At 44.5% G+C, this 24,376-nt stretch carries 22 protein-coding genes and 2 tRNA genes; 15 read left to right on the top strand and 9 right to left on the bottom strand.

The annotated features are described in order from the left end of the window. The first annotated feature begins 241 nt into the window (after positions 1 to 241). Both WOA13_RS03215 and WOA13_RS03210 read left to right on the top strand, forming a co-directional pair. Positions 242 to 1,120 carry a hypothetical protein gene (locus WOA13_RS03215; protein ID WP_342126551.1) on the top strand — a complete coding sequence of 293 codons (879 nt, stop codon included), beginning with the start codon at positions 242 to 244 and terminating at the stop codon, positions 1,118 to 1,120. A gap of 22 nt (positions 1,121 to 1,142) precedes the next feature. Then, positions 1,143 to 1,757 carry a helix-turn-helix transcriptional regulator gene (locus tag WOA13_RS03210; RefSeq protein WP_342126550.1) on the top strand — a complete coding sequence of 205 codons (615 nt, stop codon included), beginning with the start codon at positions 1,143 to 1,145 and terminating at the stop codon, positions 1,755 to 1,757. Between the two features lie 63 nt (positions 1,758 to 1,820). Here WOA13_RS03210 and WOA13_RS03205 read toward each other — a convergent pair whose 3' ends face one another. From WOA13_RS03205 to WOA13_RS03195, 3 genes are read right to left on the bottom strand one after another with little or no spacing between them, the layout of a single operon-like run. Continuing rightward, entirely contained in the window at positions 1,821 to 2,561 is a 741-nt protein-coding gene (locus tag WOA13_RS03205) for an endonuclease NucS domain-containing protein (protein WP_342126549.1), read from the bottom strand. Between the two features lie 44 nt (positions 2,562 to 2,605). Beyond that, the gene (locus WOA13_RS03200) at positions 2,606 to 3,403 is read right to left on the bottom strand and encodes a Rossmann-like domain-containing protein (protein ID WP_342126548.1); all 798 of its coding nucleotides are present in this window, start codon (positions 3,401 to 3,403) and stop codon (positions 2,606 to 2,608) included. Between the two features lie 39 nt (positions 3,404 to 3,442). Next, positions 3,443 to 4,234 carry a beta/alpha barrel domain-containing protein gene (locus tag WOA13_RS03195; protein WP_342126547.1) on the bottom strand — a complete coding sequence of 264 codons (792 nt, stop codon included), beginning with the start codon at positions 4,232 to 4,234 and terminating at the stop codon, positions 3,443 to 3,445. A 591-nt stretch (positions 4,235 to 4,825) separates the two neighbouring features. Here WOA13_RS03195 and WOA13_RS03190 point away from each other — a divergent pair. Both WOA13_RS03190 and WOA13_RS03185 read left to right on the top strand, forming a co-directional pair. Beyond that, on the top strand, positions 4,826 to 5,566 hold the full coding sequence (locus tag WOA13_RS03190) for a Nif3-like dinuclear metal center hexameric protein (RefSeq protein WP_342126546.1): 741 nt from the start codon (positions 4,826 to 4,828) through the stop codon (positions 5,564 to 5,566). Position 5,567: 1 nt separating this feature from the next. Then, positions 5,568 to 5,780 (top strand): hypothetical protein, encoded by a 213-nt coding sequence (locus tag WOA13_RS03185; protein ID WP_342126545.1) that lies wholly within the window; start codon positions 5,568 to 5,570, stop codon positions 5,778 to 5,780. A 74-nt stretch (positions 5,781 to 5,854) separates the two neighbouring features. On the opposite strand, the gene WOA13_RS03180 is transcribed toward WOA13_RS03185, so the two are convergent. Together WOA13_RS03180 and WOA13_RS03175 are read right to left on the bottom strand one after the other, a co-directional pair. After that, positions 5,855 to 6,391: a tRNA (cytidine(56)-2'-O)-methyltransferase gene (locus WOA13_RS03180; RefSeq protein WP_342126544.1), complete on the bottom strand. Its 537-nt coding sequence runs from the start codon at positions 6,389 to 6,391 to the stop codon at positions 5,855 to 5,857. A gap of 5 nt (positions 6,392 to 6,396) precedes the next feature. After that, positions 6,397 to 7,917 (bottom strand): AMP phosphorylase, encoded by a 1,521-nt coding sequence (locus WOA13_RS03175; RefSeq protein ID WP_342126543.1) that lies wholly within the window; start codon positions 7,915 to 7,917, stop codon positions 6,397 to 6,399. 280 nt (positions 7,918 to 8,197) lie between these two features. On the opposite strand from WOA13_RS03175, the gene WOA13_RS03170 reads away from it, so the two are divergent. From WOA13_RS03170 to WOA13_RS03160, 3 genes are read left to right on the top strand one after another with little or no spacing between them, the layout of a single operon-like run. Then, complete coding sequence (locus WOA13_RS03170; RefSeq protein WP_342126542.1) at positions 8,198 to 10,162, top strand: type II/IV secretion system ATPase subunit; 1,965 nt, start codon at positions 8,198 to 8,200, stop codon at positions 10,160 to 10,162. Continuing rightward, positions 10,155 to 11,078, top strand: a complete 924-nt coding sequence (locus tag WOA13_RS03165; protein ID WP_342126541.1) for a type II secretion system F family protein — start codon at positions 10,155 to 10,157, stop codon at positions 11,076 to 11,078. The genes WOA13_RS03170 and WOA13_RS03165 overlap by 8 nt, the downstream gene beginning before the upstream one ends. 3 nt (positions 11,079 to 11,081) lie before the next feature. Continuing rightward, entirely contained in the window at positions 11,082 to 12,425 is a 1,344-nt protein-coding gene (locus tag WOA13_RS03160; protein WP_342126540.1) for a type II secretion system F family protein, read from the top strand. 79 nt (positions 12,426 to 12,504) lie between these two features. Here WOA13_RS03160 and WOA13_RS03155 read toward each other — a convergent pair whose 3' ends face one another. From WOA13_RS03155 to WOA13_RS03145, 3 genes are all read right to left on the bottom strand, one after another. After that, complete coding sequence (locus tag WOA13_RS03155) at positions 12,505 to 13,092, bottom strand: FumA C-terminus/TtdB family hydratase beta subunit (protein ID WP_342126539.1); 588 nt, start codon at positions 13,090 to 13,092, stop codon at positions 12,505 to 12,507. Beyond that, a complete protein-coding gene (locus tag WOA13_RS03150; protein ID WP_342126538.1) occupies positions 13,092 to 13,931 on the bottom strand; it encodes a fumarate hydratase in 840 nt (279 codons plus the stop codon). Before WOA13_RS03150 ends, WOA13_RS03155 begins: the two co-directional genes overlap by 1 nt. Before the next feature lie 16 nt (positions 13,932 to 13,947). Further along, positions 13,948 to 14,033 (bottom strand) — tRNA-Leu (locus tag WOA13_RS03145). 158 nt (positions 14,034 to 14,191) lie between these two features. Between WOA13_RS03145 and WOA13_RS03140 the strand changes: the two genes are divergently transcribed. The 7 genes from WOA13_RS03140 to WOA13_RS03110 all read left to right on the top strand — a co-directional run bounded on the left by WOA13_RS03140 (position 14,192) and on the right by WOA13_RS03110 (position 20,310). Continuing rightward, positions 14,192 to 14,650, top strand: coding sequence for an ester cyclase (locus WOA13_RS03140; RefSeq protein ID WP_342126537.1), 459 nt, complete (start codon positions 14,192 to 14,194; stop codon positions 14,648 to 14,650). A gap of 108 nt (positions 14,651 to 14,758) precedes the next feature. Further along, entirely contained in the window at positions 14,759 to 16,501 is a 1,743-nt protein-coding gene (locus tag WOA13_RS03135) for a site-2 protease family protein (protein ID WP_342126536.1), read from the top strand. A gap of 68 nt (positions 16,502 to 16,569) precedes the next feature. Then, positions 16,570 to 17,574, top strand: coding sequence for a potassium channel family protein (locus tag WOA13_RS03130; protein ID WP_342126535.1), 1,005 nt, complete (start codon positions 16,570 to 16,572; stop codon positions 17,572 to 17,574). Between the two features lie 12 nt (positions 17,575 to 17,586). Continuing rightward, entirely contained in the window at positions 17,587 to 18,273 is a 687-nt protein-coding gene (locus WOA13_RS03125; protein ID WP_342126534.1) for a potassium channel family protein, read from the top strand. 72 nt (positions 18,274 to 18,345) lie between these two features. Continuing rightward, positions 18,346 to 19,122: a sulfite exporter TauE/SafE family protein gene (locus WOA13_RS03120; protein WP_342126533.1), complete on the top strand. Its 777-nt coding sequence runs from the start codon at positions 18,346 to 18,348 to the stop codon at positions 19,120 to 19,122. Between the two features lie 135 nt (positions 19,123 to 19,257). After that, positions 19,258 to 19,354 (top strand) — tRNA-Arg (locus WOA13_RS03115). Between the two features lie 98 nt (positions 19,355 to 19,452). After that, positions 19,453 to 20,310: a rhomboid family intramembrane serine protease gene (locus WOA13_RS03110; RefSeq protein ID WP_342126532.1), complete on the top strand. Its 858-nt coding sequence runs from the start codon at positions 19,453 to 19,455 to the stop codon at positions 20,308 to 20,310. 58 nt (positions 20,311 to 20,368) lie between these two features. Here the strand turns inward: WOA13_RS03110 and pheT are convergent, their stop codons facing one another. Beyond that, the gene (pheT, locus tag WOA13_RS03105; protein ID WP_342126531.1) at positions 20,369 to 21,991 is read right to left on the bottom strand and encodes a phenylalanine--tRNA ligase subunit beta; all 1,623 of its coding nucleotides are present in this window, start codon (positions 21,989 to 21,991) and stop codon (positions 20,369 to 20,371) included. A 219-nt stretch (positions 21,992 to 22,210) separates the two neighbouring features. Between pheT and WOA13_RS03100 the strand changes: the two genes are divergently transcribed. Further along, positions 22,211 to 24,373 carry a type II/IV secretion system ATPase subunit gene (locus tag WOA13_RS03100; RefSeq protein WP_342126530.1) on the top strand — a complete coding sequence of 721 codons (2,163 nt, stop codon included), beginning with the start codon at positions 22,211 to 22,213 and terminating at the stop codon, positions 24,371 to 24,373. Positions 24,374 to 24,376: the final 3 nt, after the last annotated feature.

The raw sequence follows: 24,376 nt of genomic DNA, 5'->3' as shown, positions 1-24,376 counted from the left end.
TTGATTGATTGATTGATTGATAGAGATCAAGGGCTAATGGCGGCATGGTTTCTTTCCGTTATTAGTCCTCGGACTCTGTTATGGTCATAACGGTTCAATTTAATCCGGGATCAAAAAAGTAAATGTTGAGGCGTTCCAAATGTTTCTCGCTCACTTGCTCTGGATGTATCTTCTTGAAATAATGATTCAGTTGTTCAAACACATTGTCTTATATATTATAAAATAAAAGGGGTTTATGCCTATGATGGATCTCAATAATGGAAAAACGGCTGTTCTACTGATCACGATGTGCATACTAGCTGCGATCGCAGGAGCCGCAGCCAGCCAGTTCCTTCTGGATGACGACAATTCCGATAATCCTGTTAAAGAAGAACTACGAATTCCCGTTTCTCTTGTGAATGATGATGTCGGGATAATTATTAAGGATCTGGAGAGTTCAGATCCGGACAATGTTGTGGTAGTAGAGGAAGGATTTATACTTAAGGGTTCAGCTGTATCTGAATTCGATGAATTCTATTTTACCGATAGAGTTAGGTTTAATGAAATTCAGGTTGCAGCTCCTGTTGGAATTGAATATATTGTAAGTGATGGCAATATCAAATACTCTCAGGACCTGACCAAATATTACCTTTCTGACGATACTATCACTGAAAAGTTGTTTATTCCGGAAAGCTTCCTGAATGAGAACATCAGTTCCATACTAGTTGAGCTAAATTCAACTTATGATGATGCTATCGATACATCCGACGATCCTATCATAATCTCCGGAAGGTTGCCAATAAATGACTTCAACAAGCTTTATTTCTCGACCGGATCAAGCTTCGGGTGGGATCAGGCCAAAGTTTCTGGAGAAACTGTCACATTGAACGTCTATGAAGATGATAATCTGTTGTATTCGGAAGATTATACATATTTCTATAACAGGAATTCATTGATCAAAGTTGATGCGTTTGAAGATGGAAGGTTTGTTGTGCTTTCCTACGATGAACTTGAAAAGCTGATCGAAGGCGATGAAGAAACGATCGAACACTTCAGCTCGGTACTTGAGAACATGAACAATTTTTCAGTGACCACAGGTATTATAGAAATTGGTACCACTACCGATGTAGGATGGGTCTGAACTTACATTGAGGGGATCTGGCATGGAAAAGAAAGATACATTTTTTGCGATAATCCTTGCAGTATCCCTGTTCTCATTATCATTGCTTCTTTTTTCACAGGGTATGTCAGATCTTTCTGTTTCCCTGAAGGACGGAAGCACCGTCGGAGTGGAAGTGCCTCTTATGTTCCCGATTAATTCGGTATTCCTGATGCTTATAATGGCGTCAGTTGCAACCTATTGTGCTACGATGTTCACATCGGACATATTCAGTTCGGATAAAAAGAATCTGCCTGAAGCGGGGGAGTATCTTTCTGATTCGATTGTCAGCTCCGAATCGTTCAATGATACTGGCCCAATCCCGGAATTGCATAATTCAGCCACTGACATATCATTATCTGTCGATCCGGTCAGTAATGTTGAAAAGCCAGATGACACTGAACACAAAAAGGACCTTGTTGCAAGGGTTCTTGATGGTGATTCTCGAAAGCTGTATAGGATAATAGCTGAAAAAGAAGAGATCCTCCAGAGTGAACTGGTTCTGGAATCCGGATTTACCAAAGTGAAGGTAAGCCGTATTCTTAAAAAGCTTGAAGATAAATCACTGATCGAAAGAAAGCCTTATGGGAACACGAACAAGATCACTGTTTCATTGTAAGATGGACAAAAAAATTGCTGTTCCCATCGATTACGTATGATCTGTTTTTTCAATCAATTTCTTTCATTCCATTTTCTTCAGACAAAGACAATATACCTCGATCCCCGCACCACGACATGCTGTCATCCTGCTGTTGTCAATACTGGCACAGACGATTCCCAGTCGTATATCCTTCGGATCAACTCCGTACTTTTCAGCATAAGGCAGATTGAACCTCTGCACCTGGCCAATGGCATTGTCCCTTGCGTTGATCTCGATCTCTATCAAGAAGTGCTTTCCCTGCTCGTCAATAAAGACCGCATCGATCCTGCCGCCATCGACCTCAACTTCGATCTCTTTGAATGTCAGGCCAGATTCGATCAACTCCGGTAGGCTGGTGATCATCCTTGAGATATCATCTTCAGTAATATGGTTCGAGTCCAGTGCATCTTCTACACTGGATGAATTAATGATAAGGTTTAGGTACTGGGCAGCGGTTGTTAATTTGTTGTTCTTCACATTCGGGTGGACTGAAATATCCTTCCCATCCCGGGAATGGATGAGAATGCCTACATTGCTCAGGTTCTTTTTGCGTGAGATTGGTAGTGAACCCCTGCCTTTGCTGACAACACCGATTGCTTTCTTTCTACTGATCACCCGGATGGCTTCGATAAGTTCGTCCTTTTCGTCATCCCTGAGGTCCTCTATGGCCAGTATCTCAAAGTTGCATTGATGGCTGTCCCTGATGTTCTCCAGTGAGTCGACGATCTGCCTGATCGTTTCAGCTGGTGTATCTTCTCTTGTGTAGAACCTGAATGTATCCATTCTCTGTAATTCCTTTTCCGGCGGAGATTCTCTCTAATTTTGTCTTACTTCACAAACGAGAACTTCTCACCGCATTTTTTGAGCAAATGTTTCGTGCCGCCTGCTTCACTGACGACCTTTAACATAGTGTCGGTATCGTTTATTCGTGTTCCCATCACCGCAGTGAACCCCTTTTCATAAAATGGCTGCGGCAGCATCACTGCAGAAGGGCCGAGAAGGACTGCCTCACGTGCATTTCCTTTCATGGATATCAGTTCTTCTGTTGTTCCGTTCACCAGTGTACTGGCAGTGATTATGACAACATCTGATCCTGAGAGTACTTCGGCAGCCTCGTGCTCCTGAACAACATTTATTCGGTCATCAAATATGTCCTTCTTTTCGATAACTGTCAGGCTGTCAGTGATCTTCAGTATCCTTGGTATCATAGGGCTGAAATGGCCTACCATTCCAACTTTGTCGCCTGGCTTTATAAGGTCAAGTACATCGGTATCGGAGAATGTGTACTTCTCAGGATGGCGGTCGCATATCATGGTTGCCAGTGCATTTATCGTTGCCACTCCGACAACAGATTTGAGAGTGTTATCCGAAAGTGCCATTTCCATGATCTCTGACGCAGGCTTTCCTGTCATATCTCCTGCTTTTGGCAGTGTAGAACAGTGAGCTGAATTTGATTGTGGTGATTGGGGCTGTGTGGCTGCAATCCCTCCGTAACCACCTGTGATCTTCACGCCACTGTAGACGACACCAACCCTGACATCTTCCACGTAGATATCATCAAGTGCTTCGTCGAGTTCCTGCCTGATCTGCTCAAGTAGCATTGTCATTAATGAATTATTTCCCATCTTCGTTCCGCCTGGAGATTTTGTCCTTTTATCTCTTTCTCAGACCCTGTCTATCTTTGTTGTAAGGTCAAAAGGCTTTGCATAGTATGGTGCAGTTGTTACGACGATATCAACAGCTTCTGCATATGCTGGTATGTCCTTGAACTCGATGCCTCCCACTGCGATCTCAAGTTTCGGATTGATCTTGCGAAGCTCAGGAGCAACTTCCTTTAGCTCTTCTGGTGTGTAGTGATCAAGAAGCAGTACATCCGCGATCGGGGCATATTCGAAAAATTCATCCCTTGTCCTTGGCTCGATCTCGATCTTCCTCATTGAGTTGAGTTTTCCAAAAGTTCCGACAACGTTAAAGTGATTTTGTGTTATCAGGACTGAATCGCTCAGTGAGTTGCGGTGGTGATCTCCGTCTCCTGCTTTTACGGCCTTAAGTTCATACTTGCGGAAACCCGGGTGTGTCTTCCTGCTGGTTGCAATTATCACATCAGGGTTCACTGCCTTTGCAGCATCAGAGATCATTTTTGTCTTTGTTGCAATGGCACAGGTCATGGAAAGGAAGGTCTGGGATATTCTCCAGAGTTTGAAGATAGTCCTGAGGTCGCCTTCTGCCTCGAACAGTATGGAATTTTCGTCAAACTTCTCCCCATTGTCCCGATATGAGGTCACCTTCAGTCCCTTTTTCTCATGGAACTCTGCAAGGTCGTCTGCACAGGCTGAAATGCCTGCATCTCTTGACATGATCTTTATTGTTCCTTCTCCCTCGATCTCCAGGAGTTCGGTTGTCTCATCCCCATAGGGACAATCTTCAAGTAAATAATGTTCGAATTCTTCTATCATCCTTTCACCTGTTGTTATAGATTGATGTAGCCAGTAGCCTGTTTTATGGAGTCTGCTATATGCGTGGCAATATCAGGGAGTCTATAAAAATGTTGTTAACTTTCTCTGAAATTAACGGCGTTACATAATTATTCGACACAGTCTGGCGATCAGGAGAATAAAAGAATTACAATTCAAAACAGTAGTTGGGATTTTAATTCAGTCTGACTGACTACGCGGTCCGGAAAAGCTGGCAGATATGAAGATAGCCGGATATCCGGCAGCAAGCACGCCAGATATTCCGGTATTTCTTCATAAGTGATGTTTGTTTTTTTCCGGTCCTGTCAACATGTCGATCAGTATGCTCCCCGAGTTACGGAGTAGATGGTGTACGAGTGCAGACGAGTGGCATGTGAAAGACAGAAGAAATTCCGGCCTTGTCATCTTAATGCTAGATGGGACATTCGGATCATTATTTCATTTTGATCATGTCCTGTTCAAAGCGTTATGTCTTCGATATGTATGAATGAACATATCGGTTATAAGTTTATCGATTGAACGATGGTCTATTTTTCCGACAAATTGATATTTCCAAAAAATTATTGCTATAGCATGGAACTATCAGAAATAGTAGGAATACTGGAAGAGATCGCACCCCCTGAGCTTGCAGAGGAGTTCGATATTGGAAGGATCGGCCTGACCCTTGACCTGGACAATGATGTCAAAAGGATCGCAGTTGCTCTTGATCCTACGGAATATGTATTGGAACGTGCAGCCCAGATCGATGCAGATCTGCTTATCACTCACCACACACTGATATTCCATTCTGTTAACCTTATCTCAAAAGAGCTTGCAGGTCTCTTAAAACTAGCTCTTGATAATGGTATTTCCCTTTATTCCATGCACACGAACTACGACCGTGCCGAAGGTGGTGTCAATGATGTGCTGGCCCGTCGCCTTGGTCTTGTTGACGTGAAGGATGTTGGTATGGGCAGGGTCGGCAGGATCGATGAATGCTCTGCAGATGTTTTCGTGAATCACGTTTCAAAAAGCCTCAACACCCATCTGCAGTATGTGGGAGAGAAAGATTCCATAAAGAACGTGATGGTCTTTGGTGGAAGCGGATTCAAGGATGATTTCCTTGAAATAGCAAGGGAGAACGATGTGGATGCCTATGTTTCTGCCGAGCTTAAGCATGATGTGCTGCGCAATTACGATGACATCCTGCTTGTGGATGCAACCCACTATGCCACCGAGAACCCTGCAATGGAAGAGCTCTGTGAGCGTCTCAAGAACATGCTTAACATCGATGTGGAATTCATTGATAACGATCCGTTTATCGGAGTGATCTAAAATGAGCTCAAAAGAAGAATTAGATGAAGTCGAAGTGCCAGAAGAGGAGATGACTGACGATGAGTTGGATGAGTTGATGATGCAGCAGTCTAAAACCCCTGGTTGCAAAAAGCATAGGGGCTATGGCAAGTTTGATAAGCCTGCTGTTAATCGTGGGGTTTCGGTGAGTTCTGATTCTGATAACGCAAAGAGTGAAAAAGAAAAGCAGAACTAAAATTCAAAAAAGATGGAAGAAAGGATTCATCTATTGATTCATTTTCCTCTTTCACATCTTTTGAACTTTTGGAATTATTCTTTTTTCTTGTTGTCAATAACTCTTTTTCCGCATTCCATCGGTACGATGGTCAGTTCCGCATCACCGAACTCCTTCTTGAGTGGTTCTTCCTGTGCGATCCTGTCCATAGTAAGGGCAACTGCAGCTACTTCTGAGTGAGGTTGGTTTCCAACAGCAACGTTCCAGTCGGCCAGATCATATATTTCAGAAGGCACTTTCTCAGCACCAACTACGATCATTAATTTCTCGCAGCCTTTGATCTCCTCGGTTGCATCGGGAAGATTTATTCCATACATGGAAAGGTGGCAGACCTTGCCTCCCTGTTCTTTCCATTTTTTGATCTCGCCCTTCCAGCTGACATCGTTCTCAACGTAAAAGTTTCCTCCCCAGCGATCGGCAACATCTTCGATAGCATTCTTGATGCCTTTATCGTTGGATGCAAGGAGCATTCCCTCTGCACCAAGTGCCCGGGCGGTCAGTCCTACGTGAGTTGTTATTCTCTTATCTCTCTCTGGACGGTGTCCCAGGCGGAGTATTACCACTCTTGGCATTTATCTCATATCTCCTTGAAGCTCTGGATGCGTTCCAGGAGCATTCCTTCTGCTATGAATGGTGGTCTTGTATTTGCACTCTGGAAAGCAGTGTCCATTTTACCCTCTTTCTCTGCGTAGATAGTCAGGATCTTCTCTCCTTCTTTGATCGGTTCGCCCTGCTTTTTGTGCAGTACAAGTCCCGCTCCTTTGTCATTTGGAGCACCGGCAAGCCTTGCGATCTGGACGAGTCTCTTGTTGTCAAGTTCCAGGATATATCCGTTGGTTGGTGCAATGATGTCTTTGTTAAATTCGCCCACAGAGATGTCCTTGTGAGTAACGTTTGGGTTTCCGCCCTGTACCTCGATGATCTGCTTGAACTTTTCAAGTGCTTTTCCGTTCTTCAGGGTCTCGATAGCAAGGTCGTATCCCTGGTTCTTCATGGCTACTCCTCCCATCTCGAGGAGCATTCCTGCAAGGGATGCACTCTTTTCGATAAGACTGTTAGGGCCATCAAAGTTCTCAAGGACCTTCAGGGCCTCGATAACCTCAAGAGCAGGACCAATTGTGCGTCCTACCGGTGATGCTCCATAGGTCAGAGCACAGTCCACATCCATTCCGAGCCTGTCTCCAAGGTTGATCAGGTCCCTTGCAAGCTTTCTTCCTTCCTGGACGTTCTTTATCTTTGTGCCGGGACCGGTAGGTATGTCCATGACGACGTGGGTAGCACCAATGGCGCCTTTTTTAGCCATAATGGAAGCCAGCATCTGGCAGTGAGGGTCAATGGAAAGCGGGTATTCGACCTTAATGAGCTTGTCATCAGCAGGTGCAATGTTTGTTGCTCCTCCCCATACAAGTACTCCTCCTACTTCTTCCGTCATCCTCTTGATCTCATCCGCATCGAACTCTACAGGTGCAAGTATTTCCATCAGGTCAGCAGTTCCACCGGCACCCGTTATTGCTCTTGAGCTGGTCTTTGGTATTATCAGTCCGTTGGCTGCAACTATCGGTACGATCAGCAGTGAGATCTTGTTTCCGGGTACGCCACCTATGGAATGTTTGTCCATGATGACCTGTGAGTCGAACTCAAGTTTGTCTCCTGTCTCGATCATGGATCTCGTAAGCCATTCAGTCTCATCATCTGTCATGTCGTTGATATATGTTGAAGTAAGGAAAGCTGCAAGTTCGATCTCACTGAGGTTCTCCTCTACAATATCCTTCACAAGTATCTCGACTTCTTCCTGGGTAAGCTTGTTGCCGTCCATGACCTTTTTGATTATATATGTTGATCTTGGCCTTTCTGCAGGAAATACCTCGATGGTCTCGGTCCATTCCCTTTGCATTGCCTCTTTTACCTCATGGTAAAGGCCGATCATTCCCGGTGAAATCATATCCTCGGTAAAATCCACGATAGCAGTAAGTGTTTCATGATTCTTTATTCGGACACGGTCTCCTTCATTTACGCCGAGTTCCTTTGCATCGATGGTATTCAGGATAACTTTGTATTTACCGACCTTGATATCAATAGGTTGTACTTTTAGTTGCATTGCTTTCACCTTTAACTCTGTGCTACTTTTGTTTTTGTGGATAAATAGATTTACATTGGTAACGCCGTATATTGTTCAATTATTTTGTCTGGTATGACCAATATACTTTTATAAGCAAAATTATAATAATTATAATGATGAGAATGGGGTAGTATCTGCGGTAACTATATAAGCCGTAGGAGCATACTCTTTTTGACAACAATAGAGGACAGGCATGGGGGCCTAATAGGTTCTTATTGTTGTTATCAGTAAGGAATGGCATTACCAAAGGCGTGGTATAATGGTTGAAAATTTGAATCCTCAAAGTGCCGAGAAGAAAGACGAACTAGAGTCTGTGGAAGAAGGCATAATTGACATAGTAGATATAGTTGAAGATGATCCGCTTTCGGAAGAACTTCTCGCAGATGATCCTGACGTTCTGGATGAGGTTCTGGAAGTCACATCCACCGATGAAAACAATGGTGAGACGGACAATGTTGGGGATCTTGAGGTTCCTTCACCTGAGGGAGATGATGAAAGTGAGGAAGAGGGTCAATTGCCAGAGGAGATCGAATCCCTGTGGGAAAAGACATTAAAAGAGATCTCAGAAGAAGTGGTGGAAGAGGATGAGGATATCGATGAGTATGAAGAGACTCCTATGTTCATCTTCAAGAAAGAACCTTTCCATAAAAGGGTAATTAATGCTTTTAAGCCAAATGAATATGAGGTGGAAGAATACGATCTGTCTATCCATGGTCCTCTTGTAGATACTACGCTTGACGAGGAGTCTGGCTATAATGAGATCGAGTTCTTTGAGCCCAATCCTCCTTATTGCTATGTCCGTGTTTCCTACAACCCTGATCTCCATGAGTATCAATACCAGGTAATTGAACCTGAGTTCGAAGAAGAAGAGCTCAAACTTTTCAGGATGATCAAGGAACGCATAGCTGAAGTTCTTCATGCGCACCTGAAAAGTATGACACGAGATGTGGCAGAAGAATACTTGCGTGAGAACGTCAACAAATTCCTCGTTGATTACAGGATAAGGCTCACTACGCTTACTCGTGAAAAGATCATGTACTTCATCGTTCGTGATTATCTCGGATATGGTCCGATCGATGCCATGATGCGTGATCCTCTGATCGAGGATATCTCATGTGATGGTCCTGATACGCCGGTTTACATATACCACAAGACATTCGAATCCATTCCTTCGAATGTGATATTCCCAACGGATGATGATCTGGACCCACTGTCCATCAGGCTCGCCCAGATATGTGGAAAACATATCTCCATAGCGAACCCATTGCTTGATGCGACATTGCCGGATGGTTCCCGTATCCAGCTGACGCTTGGAAGGGAGATCACTACAAGGGGTAGTACTTTTACCATACGAAGGTTCAACGAGGATCCGATTACACCTACGGACCTTATCAATTATCATACGTTCTCTACCGCAATGCTGGCATACATGTGGCTTGCAGTTGATTCCAGCAAGAGTGTTATTTTCTCAGGAGGTACTGCTTCAGGAAAGACCTCTGCTATGAACGCAATTTCTATATTCATCCAGCCGGAAATGAAGATCGTTTCCATTGAAGATACAAGGGAATTGAACCTTGATCACCCCAACTGGATCCCTGGTGTGACCCGTGAATCATTTAGCGGGGAGTCCAAAGGTTCCATTGAGATGTACGAATTGTTGAGGGCATCACTCAGGCAGCGTCCTGAATATATCCTTGTGGGTGAAGTAAGAGGTGCTGAAGCCTATGTACTTTTCCAGGCAATGTCAACAGGACACACAACGTTCTCCACATTGCATGCTGACTCCGTGCAGTCTCTTGTACACAGGCTTGAGAACCCACCTATCAATATTCCAAGGATCATGATACAGGCACTTGACATTGTATCCCTGCAGACCCAGGTAAAGATCGGGGAAGATAGGGTAAGGCGGTGCAAAGCGCTTACAGAGATCGTTGGTGTTGATCCAAGGACCGGTGAGTTGCTGACCAACGAGGTATTCTCGTGGAATGCTTCAAAGGACCTGTTCCAGTACTCTGGTCGTTCCTATGTCATTGAGGGCGTAATGGAAGCGAGAGGCTGGAGTGAAGCTCAGGTAAGAGAGGAGTTACAACAGCGCCAGGATGTCATTGAGTGGGCACGCTCAAAGAACATCACGAACTACAAGGACTTCTCCAAGATCGTGGTTGCGTACAAACGTGAACCGGAAACATTACTGAAAGTTATAAGGCAGGATCTGAATGGATAATTCATACTTTAGCATTGCATTTGCCATTTTTGGCAAATACTATGTGAACAAAAGGTCTAAGTATTTTTCACTCAGGCAGAACCTGATGAAGGCCAGGATCAACGTCGGATATGACATGTATCTCTCAGGTGTCCTTTTAACGGCTATCCTGACTACGTTACTATTGTCTATCCTGGTCAATGTCCTTCTGGCAATTATTCCGATCCCTGATATTTCTGGAATTGCACTTGGTTTCCCTGTGTGGACCGCAAAATATGCTGCTTACAAACTTCTTGCTATCCGCCTGATCGGTGGTATTGGATTTGCAGTTCTCTGTTTTAGCAGTGTATATTATTTTGGGATGTTCTATCCCAATATTGTGGCAGGTGACAGGAAACGTAAGATCGAACAGATCCTTCCATATGGTATCAACTACATGTCTGCCCTTTCAGGAGCAGGTGTCCTTCCGGTAGATCTGTTCCGTTCTCTTGCAGCCAATGAGATATATGGTGAGGTTGCTGTGGAGGCAAGATATCTAGTACGTGATCTTGAGGTATTGGGTGATAATCTCGTGACTGCAATGAAAAATCTTGCAACACATACACCTTCTCCAATGATGCAGGAATTCCTGCAGGGTGCGATCACTGTTGTAACATCCGGTGGTGACCTGGAACCTTATTTCAAGATCAAGGCCGATCAGTATCTTATCGATAACAGGCAGAAGCAAAAGGAATTCCTTGAAACACTTGGCCTGATGGGTGAGACCTATGTTACTGCATTTGTCGCAGGTCCTCTTTTCCTGATTGTTGTAATATCCATCGTAGCACTGATGGGTGGAGCAGATATGATGTTCCTTTATCTGATGGTATATGGTCTGATCCCAATTGGAACTCTTATGTTCCTGGTTCTTATCAGTTCAATGACGCCGGAGGAGTGAGATATGAAGGATAGAGAGAATACTGGAACTGATGAGGTTGATGAGAATATTGAGATGACCACATCAGATGAAGTTATTGAATCTGTTGGCACTGCTGATTCCGATGACATTGTTGAATCTGTTGATACTGCTGATTCCGATGACATTGTTGAATCTGTTGATACTGCTGATACTGCTGATACTGCTGATTCTGCTGATTCTGGTGACATTGTTGAATCTGTTGATACTGCTGATTCCGATGAATTTACTGAATCTAATGATATTGCTGATCCTGATAACCTTGAAGGCAGCATTGAAGTTTCTGAATCCAACGAGTTTGCTGAAGTCGGTGAAAGTCAAATTGCTGAGACCATTGCATTGGATGCGAACGGCGATCCGATTTTGATCCATGAGGCTGAGATACCTCGAATGAGTGAGGAGGAACTTGAGAAGATCGAGCAGTATGTCATCAATATTAGGCTTGGGGAATCGAGGAAGAATGTTCGTGTGAAGGAATTCCTGAGTGACCCCAAAGGTGCACTTTACAGGTATCCTTATTATGCTATGTTCTTCAGTGGCCCTCTTGCCCTGTTGTTCCTGGCACTGGGTCTGTCGATGACATGGGGAACACCTGCTATTGATCATGTAATCCTATTTTCCGTCTGGCTGTTTATCATACCGCCGGCAATAACCTATCATAGGAAGCACAAATTCATCGGCAAGGTCGAAGAGTACATGCCAAACTTCCTGCGTGATATTGCAGAGATGAGCAGGGCAGGTCTTACTCTCCCGGCAGCACTGGGTACTGTGGCAAAAGGTGAATATGGTGCAATGACGGGTGAGATCAAGAAAATGGATGGTTCGGTTTCCTGGGGTATCTCCTTTGAAGAGACCATCGAATACTTCGCAAAGAGAATGAACACTCCGCTCATATCACGTTCAGTAGCTCTTATTACACAGGCAAGCCGCGCAGGAGGTCGTGTGTCTTTCGTGCTCGAAGCCGCTGCAAGGGATGCAAGTGAACTAAAGGTACTTGAGAAGGAACGCCGTGGTAACATGGCAGTTTATGTAGTTATCAGCTACATTGCTTTCTTTGTGTTCATCTTTGTAATATTGATGCTATCCACACGGTTTGTTCCGGTAATGTTCGAAGCAAGTCAGGCAGTAGCAGGATCTTCTGCAGGAGGTAGCTTTATTGGCTCTTTCGATCCTGATAACTTTATTCGTGTACTTTACCATGCATCTGTAATACAGGGATTCATGAGTGGTCTTGTTGCAGGGCAATTGGGAGAGAGTCGAATATCTGCAGGTCTGAAACACTCGTTCATACTGACATTCATCGCCTGGGTAAGTTTCCTTATACTTTGATGGGAAGATGCCTCTGGCTGAGCGATCAATAACGAACGAAAAGAAAACAGATCAATTTAAAAAGTAGGATGAAGAGATGTCACTTCTTTGAGAAGGACTCTCTTGCTTTTTCTTTTATAGAAGTGAACAGGTCATTTGCCTTAGTATCAATGCCAACAATGAGCGGACCGAATTCATCGACCTCAAGTTCCCATACAGCTTCCGGCATTCCAAGGTCAAACCAGTGAACTTTTGGGACCCTTTTTATGGAACCTGCTGCAAGAGCTGCGCAACCGCCCGTATATGCAAGGTAAATGCATTTCCCTTTCAGGCTTTCAGCCACATTGTTCATTCCGCCTTTTCCGATAAGAGCGCGGACATTGTAGTGCTTGAGCAGCTCGGGCGTCATTTTTGACATCCTGTCACTTGTAGTGGGTCCGGCTGCAACGACGGTCCATTCTTCGCCTCCGTCCTCTGCTTCTTTCTTCTGCATCAGGGGTCCGCAGTGGTAGATGGCTGCTCCTTCAAGATCGAATGGCAGCTCATGGCCTTCCTCGTGCATTTCAAGTATACGTGCATGTGCTTCATCACGTGCTGTCAGGACAATGCCGCTGATGTAAACGATATCTCCGGCATTGAGCTGTTCGACGTCTTCTTCCTTAAGAGGTGTCTCCAGATGATATTCCATTATTCCTCACCTCCAAGGATCACTGAAGCATGCCGGTTTGCCCAGCATTGGATATTGATGGCCACAGGCAGGGATGCTGTATGGCAGTAGGATTTTCCAACGTGAACTGCAAGGGCAGTGGTATCTCCGCCAAGCCCCATTGGTCCGATGCCAAGCGAATTGATCCTGGCAAGGATCTTCTTCTCGTCATCGTTCATGTCATCCACATCTCGTAAAAGTGAGGATTTTGCAAGCCTTGCTGCTTTGTCGAAAGAACCTCCTATTCCAACACCTACGATAACAGGTGGGCATGGTCTTCCTCCGGCGTTGAGCACGGTCTCGACGATGAGATCTTCAATGCTCCCAAGTTCAGTCGGGTTCATCATTTTCAATGTGCTCATGTTCTCTGAACCTGCACCCTTTGGAGCCACAGTTATCTTCAGCTGGTTGCCTACCACGAAGTCGTATTTGATATCCGGAAGTCCCTCGCCTGTATTATCGCTGCTGTTGCTTCGGGTGATCGGGTCAACGGCATTTGGCCGCAAAGGCACCTGTTGGGTTGCTGTTCTTGTGGCTTCCAGTATAGCTCCCTTAATATCAAAGTCGATGTTAAGTTCCCTGCCGATCTCTACGTAGAATATGAGGATGCCTGTATCCTGACAAAGTGGTATGGTATTGTTCCCTGCGATCTCAATGTTCTTAAGGATCGCTTCTATCTGCGATCTTGCAACATCGCTCGATTCGTTCTCTTTTGCTGTTTCAAGAGCCTTTACTACATCTTCAGGAAGGATGGTCTCAGCTTCCTTTATTATGTTAAAAGTGGCTTCAACTACAGCATCATAAGTTATATTGCCGGTCAAAAAAGATCACCTTAAATGGTGCGGGAGAAGGGATTCGAACCCCCGAACGTCTACACGAGCAGATCTTGAGTCTGCCACCGTTGGCCACTTGGTTACTCCCGCATTCGAGAAATATGTTACCAAAAATAGCCGTATTTGTTATAAACTTATCTGTCGCTCGATTATTTTTTATCTTCTGAGTGGGTTTCAATAGTATATTTTACGCAAAATGATGCTTTTCTTTGAAATATATTTATTAAAGAGTAGGTAATTCTGTTTTAATGATGACGGCAACTATACCTGAGAACGATCCATCCTTCGATCCTCGCAGTATTGAAGAAAGGAACAAAGAACTGGTTTTGGGAATTTCAGATCAGGGTTGGCATCCAAAACAACTGACTGATAAATGCAGCCCGGACTACCAGATACATTTTGGTGGCGAAGACCTGGACCTTGATTCTCTTATGGAATTTATGGAATCAATTCATAAAGCGCTTCCTGATCTGCAGTTTATTATCAATGACGTAATTGCTGAAGGTGACCGGGTTGTGACCAGATGGACTGCCAGCGGTACACATCTTGCTGACTTCCAGGGGGTACCCCCCACACGCAAGCCGGTGCGGTTTACCGGTATTACCATTACGCGTATAGAGGATGGCCTGATCGCTGAGGACTGGGAAGAGGTGGACCAGTTGAACTTTGCCCAGCAATTCGGTGCTTTCTCATCTGATATGTTCTGACAATAACGCTTGAATTTTGCTGTTAATAGCATATCTTTTATACGAACAGATACCAGATTAGTTGAAAATGCATCGTCTTATACTTACATATAATTCCGGAGAATTCATTTGATAGAAACCAGAATTTTAATGGCATTCTTCCTTTTGTACTGGGTCATCGTATCGATCCTCGACAAAAAGGGCATACTTGAGCGATACAACATCTCTACCTATGGCCCTGTTCTTATGATAAGGACTGTCAGGGGGCAGAAACTCCTGGACTTCCTTGCAAAGCCTAAAAGTGCATGGAAATTATTTGCAAACGTCGGGATAGTGTTGATGTTCATTGGAATGTTTGCCATGTTCCTTGTCATAGTGGTATCGGATGTCGCCATGCTTTCATCCATAGGGGACAATACGCTACCTGAGCCCGGGAAGTTCAATGAGGCAAGGAACATTTTCCTGATCCCTGGTGTTAATGAGTTCATACCTCTTTCCTGGGGTGTGATAGCTCTTCTTGTCACGCTTGTGGTACATGAGTTCTCACACGCCATATTGTGTAAAGTAGAAGGCATCAGGGTAAAATCCATGGGTATCCTGCTGGCAATTGTTCCGATCGGCGGCTTCGCTGAACCGGATGAGGAAGAACTTTTCGGAGTAAAGGCGGATAACAAGGATCAGGAGGTAGGCTCCACTGAAGGACCTATTGAAAGGAAGATCCTTGGCCTGGAAAAGGAACCCGATAAAAGTAAGATGGCTACAAGGGAGCAGAGGGCAAGGATCCTGGCCGCAGGCGTCATGTCCAATTTCGTGGTCGCAGCCATTGCTTTAATACTGCTGTTCGGTCCTGTGCTTGGTGCGATAGCACCTCTTAGTGATGCCATGGTAGTCAATGTTACTTCTGACTCTCCGGCAGATTTCGCGGGAATTCAGGACAATATGGTCATTACGCAGATCGATGATACTCCAATTGAAAAAGCAAACGATATCCTGTTATACGTTAGTAGTGTTGAACCGGGTACTGTTGTACAGGTATATGCAGCCAAAGATAGTGTTGTATCGGTCTATGATGTTCAGGTCGGGGAAGATACTGTTGAAGACGTTAAAGGTATCTATGTGAATGATGTTGTTCCTGATTCACCTGCTGAAGCAGTGGGAATTGAACAGGGAATGATGATCATCAAAATTGATGGTACCCAAATAAATTCATCAGATGACTTTGTACTTTTCATGAACTCGACCAAAGTGGGTCAGACCATACTTGTGGAAACAGTTATGGTCGATGGTCCGAAAGGAAATGGATCGTCTGCTTTCTATGAAGTAGAACTGGTTTCCCATCCTGACGGTGCCACCGAAAAAGGTTTCCTTGGCGTTTATTATGGTTCCAACGGACTTAATATCACACCTCTTGGTATTACCGTAGGTGAGTTCCCCGCAAAGGCATACCTTGAAGCCCTGCGTTCAATACCTTCAATGATGACCGGTTTTGTCGGCTGGATTATTCTTCTGGGACTTCCGATCGTTGGATTTGCAGGAGAAGGTTTCCCTGGATTTAGTGGCACACTTGCGCAGTTCTACCATCCTGTAGGATGGGGTGAGCCACTTGGTATAGGTGTTTTCTGGATCGCAAATGCTCTGCTATGGATAGGTTGGCTCAACTTCTATGTAGGCCTGTTCAATTGTCTCCCGGCAGTACCACTTGACGGAGGACACGTATTCAAGGACTATCTGCGTTCGTTTGTCGGCAGGATCGTACCGGATGAGGAAAGGGCAGCAAATATCTCAGCAGCTATTGCAGCAACTTTCACATTTGTGATCCTTATATCCTTCCTGTTCATGATATTCGGTCCATACATTGTGCATGGCTTCTGATGGTCTACGGCATGGGACAAGGTTATGATACATTAAGAATGGCATAAAAAGATCAGAGGGGAAATGAGATGAGATATCCAAAATTCCTGACTTCATCAATTGCAGCTTATATTGGCATGTCAATTGCTGTTGTTGTGGTCTATATGCTGATCTTCATGCATCTTATGGTGTACGAGGGGCAGTATGAGTATGCCACTCTGATAAATGCGCTTTACTGGGTTATTGCTTCCGTAACTACGGTTGGTTATGGGGATATAGTCTTCATGTCAGAGATCGGGAAGATCTTTTCCATAATTGTTCAGGTATCAGGAATTCCATTGTTCTTTGGAATACTGATCACGCTGGTCATTACCCCATGGTTCGAGAAGACCATGAAGCTCCCTCTGGCTGTCAAGGTGCCAAAGAAGTTCTCGGATCATATCATTGTATGCGGTTATAATCCTCTTGTGGAGACCCTTGTGGAGGAGTTCAGAGAACAGAACACAAGCTTTGTCATTGTGTCGGAAGATGAAGAAGCTCTTCGAAAACTGACCAAAGAGAATATCTCCTGTATCTATGGTGACCCTGCTGATGAGATCACACTTGAAAATGCTAACGTAAATTCCGCACGTTTTCTCATTGCGAACCAGTCGGACAATGAGAATGCGAACATAGTCCTTACTGCAAGAAAAGTAAGTCAGGTCAGGATAATTGCCGTAGCAGAGGATGCTTCCAAGATAAAGTACCTGAAGTATGCGGGTGCTGATCGTGTAATTTCGCCTAAACTGGTCCTGGGCCGCTTTTTTGCAAAGAAGGCAGTTGATCCTTATCTTGGTGTGCTTTTCGGGACCACTGAGTTCTTTGACGGCTGCAGGATCATAGAGTTCCCTATTTACTCAAAAAGCGAATTGATCGGAAAGACGCTTGCACAGGCAAATGTGCAGGAAAAGACCGGAGCTACCATTGTAGGATTAAGAAAAGGCGGTCAGCTCACTTTTAACATCAACCCTGCTGATATCATTAAAGAGAACACTGTAATTATTGCAGTAGGTACCATGGAACAGCTTCAGAGACTGGGTAAACTGACCGATTAAAGGAGTAACATCATGATAACCAATGAACATTTGATCGTACTTGGCTATGGTGACGTTGGCAAACGTATAATTGAAGTATTTATTGAGAACGGTGTTCATTTCACAGTGGTAGACAAAACCGGGGCAGGATTTTCAAACGTCAATTTTGATTATGTAATTGGTGACGGGACTGATGAATCTGTTCTCAAAGAGGCAGGCATTGAAGAAGCATCAACAGTGATCATCACCTTGAATATCGATACTGAAGCCATCTTTGCAACTCTTATGGCACGTGGTCTCAAGCCTGATTGCATAATATTCTCCCGTGCGAATTCGGTGAATTCCATTGATAAGCTCTACAAGGCCGGTGCGGATTATGTCGGATCGCTTTCCATTGTAGCCGGTCAATTGCTTGCGAAGATCACATCCACCTGTACAAAACCGGAATGCTATCAGTTTTATGAGGATATTGTGCTCTACGAAGGCATTGAGATCCAGAAGTACCAGCTTAAAGAAGGCTCTTCCATGGTTGGTAATAGCATAGGCTATCTTGATATTGTAGGCAAGTTCGACTGCCGTATCATAGGTGTGGAAAGAAGTGGCTCTGTGACCACGTCTCTTCCTTCTTCCTTCGTTCTGGAGGTGGGGGATACCATCGCAGTTGTTGGAAACAGGGAGCAGATCGAAAAGTTCAGGAATGTCTTCATTAAACAGGATTAACTATGATTGGCGGGACTGATCAGGACTAACCGGAATTTAAATAATTGATATCTTTTTGGTGGAAATATATTCATGGACCCAATTTTCTACATTGCCATCGTTTTCTTCCTTTCTATCCTTTTCTCATTCCTGGGAATGGGTGGTGCCATAATCTATGTACCGCTTCTATACTGGCTTGGAATGGACCTTTTGACCGCGATCACCATCGCTTTGCTGTTGAATGTGGTTACAACATTTTCAGCATCCATAACCTATATCAAAAAAAAGATGGTGGATTTTCACACTGCAGCCCCCTTCATCGCAGCTTCGGCCATCGCTGCGCCATTCGGGGCTTTAATATCACAGTCTGTTCCTGAAAATACAACCCTGAATGTGTTTAGTCTTATAGTGGCACTTGCAGGTTTTACCATGATATTCTCGAAGAGGATCGGAAAATCTGAACGAGGTTTAAAAGCCAGTCAGAAGAAACGTTTGATCCTTGGCATATCTCTCGGGCTTTTCATTGGTATCCTTGCAGGTATGCTGGGGATCGGTGGTGGTACATTCCTGGTCCCTGCGCTTCTGCTTCTGGGATTTGGAATAAAGGAAGCACCAGCCACATCCGCTCTAGTGGTCCTTTTCTCATCCCTCTTTGGTTTTCTCTCCCATATTGGCAATTTGCAGATCGATCTTTTCTTGCTTGCCGGAATGGGCCTGACAGCACTGGTGGGCGGTCAGATAGGTTCGCGCCTGATGTATCTTCGCCATGAAAGGCTTCGTATATTCTTTGAGAGTTATTTCAGCAGAATATTGGGTGTTGTGTTAATTCTTATTTCGGTGGCGATCCGGTATTCCCTCATGGGGAAATAAAGTGTCAAGAAATGGGTTTATAGATGGGTAAAAATTAGCAAGCATCCCTCTGAACTATGTTTCATGGCACCATTTTTATGATAGAAAGATTTAATACAAAACATCGCAATGATACAACGCAATTCTAAGCTTAAAGGGCTCGTAGGGTAGCCAGGATATCCTCATGGGCTTCGAAGTGGAAAATATTCCCCGAAGAGACCCATTGACCCGTGTTCGAATCGCGGCGGGCCCGTATTTTTTGATATTTTTATATTCTGATCTTATCTCTGACTTTTTTGATTTGTCGGATTCTATCAAAAACTTATAATGTTTTGCAGACAATTATCATCTATGAAATCTGGAATCAAAGATGAGATCAGCAAATTCCATTTCCTTAACGTAGGGTGGAAGGATACTGACATCTTTCTTCTGTTCCTTTTTATCCCGTCTCTTCTTCTGATCCTGTTCATTCTGCCGGATTACCTGAAGTTTGACCACTTTATTCTCTTCCCGTTGGATCCAAAGATCGAGACACTATTTTTGTCCAACTATGTCCATTCCTCGTATTCCCACCTCATGGGAAATATGATATTTTATTTGGTCATTATGTTCCTTATTATCAATTTCGAGACCAACAGGAGATTTTTCATTACATCGTTCCTGTTGTTTTCTTTTGTCCTGCCATTCATTGTTTCATTTTCAATGGTGTATTTCATTGGTCTTCCATTTCCTGTTCAGGGATATTCAGGGATCGTAAGTGCTCTGGTAGCTTACCTGATGTTCGCTTTCTACAGGTATTGCAAGAAATATTATTATCCTAAGATCGGGCATGAGTTCATTTATTTCTTAATTTTTCTGAACCTATTCCTGGTTCTTTTTCATTTGAATGTACCCGTTTACATGTATCTGGCAATTTCCCTGCTTCTGCTGGTAACTGCTTACATCAACAGGCCTTTTTTTGATTATGTTTCTACGAAGCTCCATTCGTATTTCGGATCCGGCATTACACGGAGCTCATCAAATTTTATTGTGATCTATGCCCTGCTGGTTTATCTGCTCCTTTTATATTTCCTGATAGGTCTGCCTTTGCTGATACCTGAAGAGGTCGTAAATGAATCCGGTATCATCAATAGTCTGGGGCATTACACCGGCTATGTATTCGGGTTATTGTCCACTCTTATGCTTGAGCGTTTCAATGAGGTATTCTAAAAAAGAGATTTCCCGGAGATCTCCGGGAACACTGATGATCAGGTATCAATATCTGATGTTATTCTGAAAGGTCGATCTCAAAAGCAACGACCGGCTGGCCAAGGCCAAAGTTGACGATAACTCCGGGATAGAGTTCGCCCATTGCTCCGATCTTCCTGCCATCTACAATGATGTCAGCACGCCTGCCTTCGATAAATGCAGGGTCGGTTGATTCGGTAACTTCGTATGCGATGTCCCTTTCCCTCATCACAGCGTCCAGGACTTCCCTGATCTCTGTGAAGTTTGCCTGCGCATGAATTGAAGCGGCTGAAAGGTGGAGCCTGTTCTTTGCGTTCACAACTACCTCTCCTACCTCAAAGATGCGCTGTGGCAGCTCATGGTGCTGGTTCAGGGAGAAGATCTCCATGAGGTTTGGCAGGATGGTGGTTCTGACCATTGTCTGGTCCTCGCTTATGGGGTGGAGTACGAAAGTAACATCATCTGTCTCTTCACGGCACATCCACTCAAAGTGCACCTTCTGGCTGGTGAGTGTAAAAGGCATTACTTCTGAGTATCCCAGGCTTACCATTATCTCACGCATTGCACTGCTTGTAAGTGAGATCGGGTGAGCACTACCGACTGTGGCATTCTTCGGGAACTCGCTCTGGATCTTGTCAAAACCGTATCCTATGGCAATATCCTCGATCACATCGAAGTTGTGCAGTATGTCAGCCCTGTATGATGGGACCTGTATGTCGAAGTTCTCCCCATCGTCAGCAAGGCTTGCACCGAATCCCATTCTTTCAAGCTCGTTGATGATCTCCTCGTTGGTAAGTTCCACGCCGATCAGTTCATCGATCTCAGCCCTTGGGAGCTTGAGGTCTCGAGGTGTCATGTCAGGGGTTACTTTCTCAGTTCCATCAGGATATACGATATTCACAGATTCGACCTTGCCACCTCTCTCTGCAAGAGCGGTCACTACAATGTTGAGTGCGGTATAGACAGCGTCTCCCAGACCGGTCACATCAATGAACAGGTCTGTTGTGCTCTCTTCCACTCTTGTGAGTGTTCCGTTAATGATTGGTGGGAATGAAAGGACATCTCCCTTTGAATCAGTGATAAGCGGATACTTGTCCATTCCTTCAAGGATATCGGCAAAGCGGACTCCCTTTGGATGCTCGGCAAGGATCTGGTCCATTGTCATTGGCTCTGTGAAGTCAAGAGGCACGAACTTAAAATCAGGATCTACTGCCTGGTACTTGAATGGCGGTGTGATGTTTGCCATATCATGGACGCCAATGGATACCTTCTTCCTGTTCCTTCCAAGACCCCAGTGGAGGGATTCCTGCAGGTCCATCAGGGATTTGATGGAACTGGATGTGAACTTGATCCCCCTTACAACTGCGCAGCCAAGTACCGGACGTACGTTCCCGATCTGGTCATCAAGCTCAATCTTAATATCCGATGGTGTCACATCATACTGGCAAAGGCCGGTTTCGATGTTCATGAATCCACGCATGGCCCTTGCTACTCCTTCCACACTGTAGAGGTCAGGGCGGTCGGGGAAGAACTCAATATCTATGGATTCTTTTTCAATACGCTCGATGTCCGCACCTATCATTGGTACGCGGTCAATGATCGTATCCTTGTCTGAACGTGTGAGTGATTCCAGATCCTCATATTGTAAGGTAATTATTGGCATGTGGGATATCTCCGCGGTCATATTATATGACCATTAGCAATTTGAACCGATAATAGAACGAACATGTGTAGCTTTTGATTTAATATTTTTCATCAATTTTCTTTCCAATGTGCTCTTTTAAATGCAATAACTTTAATAACGTGTAATAATAATTATCATTATGATAATAGAGGACACATTTTGTGTCTGTTATGATCACAGACTCCTTGCGGTGTAACAATGGTGAATGAGGCAGAAAAAAACCTGAATGACAGCAGGACTGATGGCATTGAAGATGCAGACCAGAAGAATGCCGTTGAAAATAACCCTGATGCGACCATATCAGGGGATAGTGTTCAAGATATTGATGAAGAAGACATTGAAGCAGTTATATTGACACCAAGGAGCAGGTCTAGAACACATTCTGAACGTCCTCCTGAAATGAATGATCCTGGCAGTGATTCCGATGAGGAGTTCGGCATCCTTTTGCCACGCTCTGAGAACTTTGGTCGCCCTGAAAAAGAATCCAGGTCAAATGAAGGGGACTGGAAACCTAAGGGTGGTTATCCTCAGGGGTTTGAACCTGTTACTGTTGATCCCGAAGAATTTGAATTATCTGCAAACAGGCAGCAAAGTGTGACAGAATCTGTCCCGAAAATGCACATTGAGCTTACAGATGAGGGCAGTGGAGCTGATGAGCCGGCTCCGGAACTTTCAGATGCGTTCGGAGAAAGTGAGTCCAAAGGCATTGATGCCGAAAAAGGAGCTTCTGAAGAAGAGCTTCAGGAAGGAGCTGTACCTGCAGATGATGAGGAATCCGCTCCTGTAGAAAAGATCGGTATCAAGGACAAGATCAAGAACCTTTTCAGAAGGGAAAATGAAGAGGTAGAGCCTTATGATCCGGAAGTCCATGAACCACTCTCTGAGTTTACAGGCGTCGAAGGTTATGAGGAAATTGAACGGTACTGGATCTGGGAGCCTTATGTCTTTATTGTTATTCTTTATAATGAGGATCTAAATGATCACATATACTATATTGTCGAGCCTTCACTCTCTGATTTTGAAATTGTGTTCCTGACCGAAATAGAGGACCGCCTTCACAACGAGCTTCTTGTAGAGGACATTGATGAGACTGAGGACAGGGAAGTAGTTCTTGAAAAAGAGATCCGTGACATCATCAAGGATTATGCTATCGAGGTAACTCCTGCGATGCTCGAAAAGGTGTTCTACTATATTAAGCGTGATTTCATCAGGTTCGGCAAGATCGATGCTTTGATGAATGATAATTCAATAGAAGATATCTCCGGTAATGGGCACAGCAAGCCGATATTCCTTTATCACCGGACATACCAGAACATTGCTACCAACATCATCTTTGATGAAAAGGAGCTTAACTCTTTCATAATCCAGCTTGCCCAGAAGAGCGGAAAGCACATCTCTGTGGCAGATCCTATGGTTGATGCGACCATGCCGGACGGTTCGAGGATCCAGATGACACTGGGTACCAGTGTTACGACGCATGGAAGTACATTTACTATCAGGAAGTTCAGTGATGTCCCTATCACTCCGGTAGACCTGCTGAAGTGGGGAACATTCTCTTCGGAATGCATGGCATATCTATGGTTATGCATTGAGAACAACAAGAGCCTGATCTATGCCGGTGGTACTGCATCCGGTAAGACCTCTTCGTTGAATGCTGTGTCACTGTTCATACCTGAAAAGGCTAAGATAATTTCCCTTGAAGATACAAGGGAACTGAAATTACCTCATCCAAACTGGATCCCGGGTGTTACAAGGGATTCCTTCACGGCGGACGACCGTGGTTCTGTGGATATGTATGACCTTCTTAAAGCCGCACTTCGTCAGCGTCCGGAATACCTCCTTGTGGGAGAAGTTCGTGGTAAAGAAGCACTTACCTTGTTCCAGGCAATGTCCACAGGTCACACGACCTTCTCGACAATGCACGCCGATTCCGTACCATCGGCTATCCACAGGCTTGAGAACCCGCCTATAAGTGTTCCACGTAACATGATACAGGCACTGGATATCATGTGTATCCAGGCACAGACCTATTCCATGGGCAAGCGTGTGAGAAGGAACCTTAAGGTCGTGGAGATCATTGACATTGATCCGAATACACGTAATGTCAGGACAAATGATGTTTTCGTATGGGATTCTTCCACTGATACTTTCCACAGGACAGGAGATTCAAAAGCCCTGATGGATATACGTATGAGAAGAGGCTGGGGCGCAGCGGACGTTAACCGGGAACTGAGGAACAGACAGCGCATACTGGAATATATGGTAGATAATGATGTTGATGATTTCAAAGAGATCTCAGGTATTATCAATGCCTACCAGTCCACACCGGAAAAGGTGCTGAAGGAACTGAATATGTTATGAGAC

This window comes from Methanococcoides sp. LMO-2 (genome assembly GCF_038432375.1).
Classification (GTDB): domain Archaea; phylum Halobacteriota; class Methanosarcinia; order Methanosarcinales; family Methanosarcinaceae; genus Methanococcoides; species Methanococcoides cohabitans.
Note: the sequence above shows the minus strand (reverse complement) of the source record. Positions and strands in the feature narration are given on the sequence as shown.